The sequence below is a fragment of the Catellatospora sp. NPDC049609 genome (assembly GCF_040675365.1).
Classification (GTDB): Bacteria; Actinomycetota; Actinomycetes; order Mycobacteriales; family Micromonosporaceae; genus Catellatospora.
This window is the reverse complement of record NZ_JBFAOU010000403.1, coordinates 1-2,499: the sequence shown is the minus strand read 5'-3', so window position 1 is coordinate 2,499 and position 2,499 is coordinate 1. Positions and strand designations below refer to the sequence as shown.

Sequence of the window (2,499 nt, the reverse complement as noted above, 5' to 3'; positions counted from 1 at the left end):
GGCTGCCCGCGTGGGCGCCGCTGCTCATGTCCGTGCTGGTGTTCGCGGGCGGCTCCAGGTAACGGGTAACGCCATGCCCGAAACAGGCCCCGAACCCGCCCGTGGAGGCCCCTCGTGACACCCGAAGTGATCGTTACCCTCACCCTCACAGCCACAATGATCGTCTATGTCTTGCTGTGCTGGATCCTGCCGTTCGGGCGCTGCCGCGCCTGCTCCGGCACCGGCACCCGCACCACTCTTCTTCTACGCAGAGTCACGTTCTGCCGCCGCTGCAAGGGGACCGGGCTGCGGCTGCGGATCGGACGCCGCATCTACAACACCGTCCACGACGCCCGCGCCCAGGCCGACGCCGCCGCGCGCGCCAAGACCAGGGAGACCACGCGATGAGCCTGACCTTCACCGACATCTTCTGCGGCGCGGGCGGCAGCTCCATCGGGCTGACCGCCGCCGGCCTCGACCTGAAACTGGCCGCCAACCACTGGCGCACCGCCATCGACACCCACGCCGCCAACTTCCCCGGCGCCGAGCACCTGTGCGCCGACGTCAACAACTACGACATGCGCGCCCTGCCCACCACCGACGTCCTATGGGCGTCGCCCATCTGCACCGAGGCGTCCCCGGCCGGCGGCTCCGCGAAGGCGACCAAGGCCCGGCCGCGCCCGCGCGGGCAGCTCGACATGTTCGAGACCGGCGGGCACGTCCCCCAGGCCGGGTTCGAGCGCACCCGCGCCACCTTCCACGACGTCATCCGCGCCACCGAGGTCCACCGGTACGCCGCCGTCCTGGTCGAGAACGTGCCGGAGGTCGCCTGGAAGTGGGAGCTGTTCGAGTGGTGGTGCGCCGGCATGCGGCAGCTCGGCTACGCCCAGCAGACCGTGTGCGCCTCCTCGGCCCACATCGGCGGCGACGGCAACCCCTACGCGCCGCAGTGGCGCGACCGGATGTACCTGGTCTTCACACGCACCGGCATTCCGCTGCCCGACGTCGCACCCCGGCCCCTGGCCTGGTGCGAGCCGTGCGGGGCCGACGTGCACGCGGTGCAGGCGTGGAAGGACACCCCGAAGGTCCGCCGGTTCGGCCGCATCGGCGCCTACCGCGAGCAGTACGTCTACCTCTGCCCCAACACCGCCTGCGGGCAGGCCCCGGTGGAGCCGTACGTGATGCCCGCTCGCGCCGCCATCGACTGGACCGACGTCGGCGAGCGCATCGGCGACAAGGCCAAGCCCCTCGCCGCGGCCACCATCGCCCGCATCCGCCACGGCTTGGAGATGTTCACCGACCGGCAGTCCCTCATCACGGTCAACCACGGCGACAGCGACAGCCGCGCCCTGCCGATCGGCGGCGGACCGCTGCCGACCCGCACCCTGAAGATCGGCGAGGGGTTCGCCACGCCGCCGATGCTCGTTCCGGCGGGCGGGCGCCGACAGGGCGACCAGGCGTGGCCGGTCGACACCCCGATGCGCACCCGCCTGACCCGCGAGTCCGAGGCCGTGGTCACCCCCGCGCCGTTCGTCGCGGTACTGCGCCGCAACGGCACCGCCCACTCCACCGGCCAGCCGTTCCAGACCATGGCCGCCGGAGGCGGACACCACGCCCTGGTCATCCCCTACCGGAAAGGCAACCGGCCCACCAGCACCGATGCTCCGCTGCACACCATGGCCACCCACGACAGCGGCGCGCTGCTGCGCCCAGCCGTGCAGGTGGAGGACTGCTACTTCCGGATGCTCAAGCCCCGCGAACAGCTGCGCGCCCAACGGTTCCCCGACACCTACCAGGTACGCGGCAACGTCTCCGAGCAGACCATGCAGGCCGGAAACGCCGTGTCGGCCAACGTCGCCCAGTTCCTCGGCGGACGGGTCGCGCTCGCCATGGACAGCCGGTGCGCGTCATGAGGCGCGCGCTGACCGATGGGCGCCCGGCCCGCCGGGAGCACAGCGACGGGCACCCCGACTGGTGCGCCCGCACCCACCACTGCACCGCCGAGCTGCCCGGCGGCGAGCACGCCTCCGTGCCGGAGGTGTGGCAGATCGAGGGTGGGCGCATGGTCGGCACCCGCTACCGCGACCGTGCCGGCCGCGACCACATGGAACTGCGGATCGTGCTCGGCCTGCCCGACGACGAGCAGACCGCGCAGGCCGCTTGCCGCCACCTCATGGCCACGTCCCTGATGGTCATGCGCCGCGTGTTCGGCCTGGACAAGCCCAGACCCGCTCCGTGAGCGACGTCGCCCGCGACCTGCGGCTAAGCGCCTGCTTCACGTGCCGCTGTCGCGGGCTGCACGCCGGTAGCCAGCCAAAACAGCGGTACCGGATCGATGTCTGGCCACCAGCACGGACGTACCCAGCCCCATGACGTGCGCGAACACACGCCCACGCCAGACCACACATCACCGCAGGAAGGAGACCGCCCGATGACCCCAGCAGCCCGAAGAGCAGAAAGGCCGCCTGCGGCGGCTCACCCCCTGTTGGCGGCTGCGCTGCGCTACGCCGCCAACGACTG

3 protein-coding genes are annotated in these 2,499 nt (G+C 71.9%); all 3 read left to right on the top strand.

Annotation, left to right across the window (positions count from 1 at the left end):
* Positions 1-156 precede the first annotated feature (156 nt).
* Genes AB0J67_RS40625 through AB0J67_RS40615 form a run of 3 tightly spaced genes read left to right on the top strand, consistent with a single transcriptional unit; the run spans position 157 to position 2,218 of the window.
* A complete protein-coding gene (locus AB0J67_RS40625; protein WP_363491083.1) occupies positions 157-387 on the top strand; it encodes a hypothetical protein in 231 nt (76 codons plus the stop codon).
* Positions 384-1,892: a DNA cytosine methyltransferase gene (locus AB0J67_RS40620; protein WP_363491081.1), complete on the top strand. Its 1,509-nt coding sequence runs from the start codon at positions 384-386 to the stop codon at positions 1,890-1,892. The genes AB0J67_RS40625 and AB0J67_RS40620 overlap by 4 nt, the downstream gene beginning before the upstream one ends.
* Complete coding sequence (locus tag AB0J67_RS40615) at positions 1,889-2,218, top strand: hypothetical protein (protein WP_363491079.1); 330 nt, start codon at positions 1,889-1,891, stop codon at positions 2,216-2,218. Before AB0J67_RS40620 ends, AB0J67_RS40615 begins: the two co-directional genes overlap by 4 nt.
* Positions 2,219-2,499 lie beyond the last annotated feature (281 nt).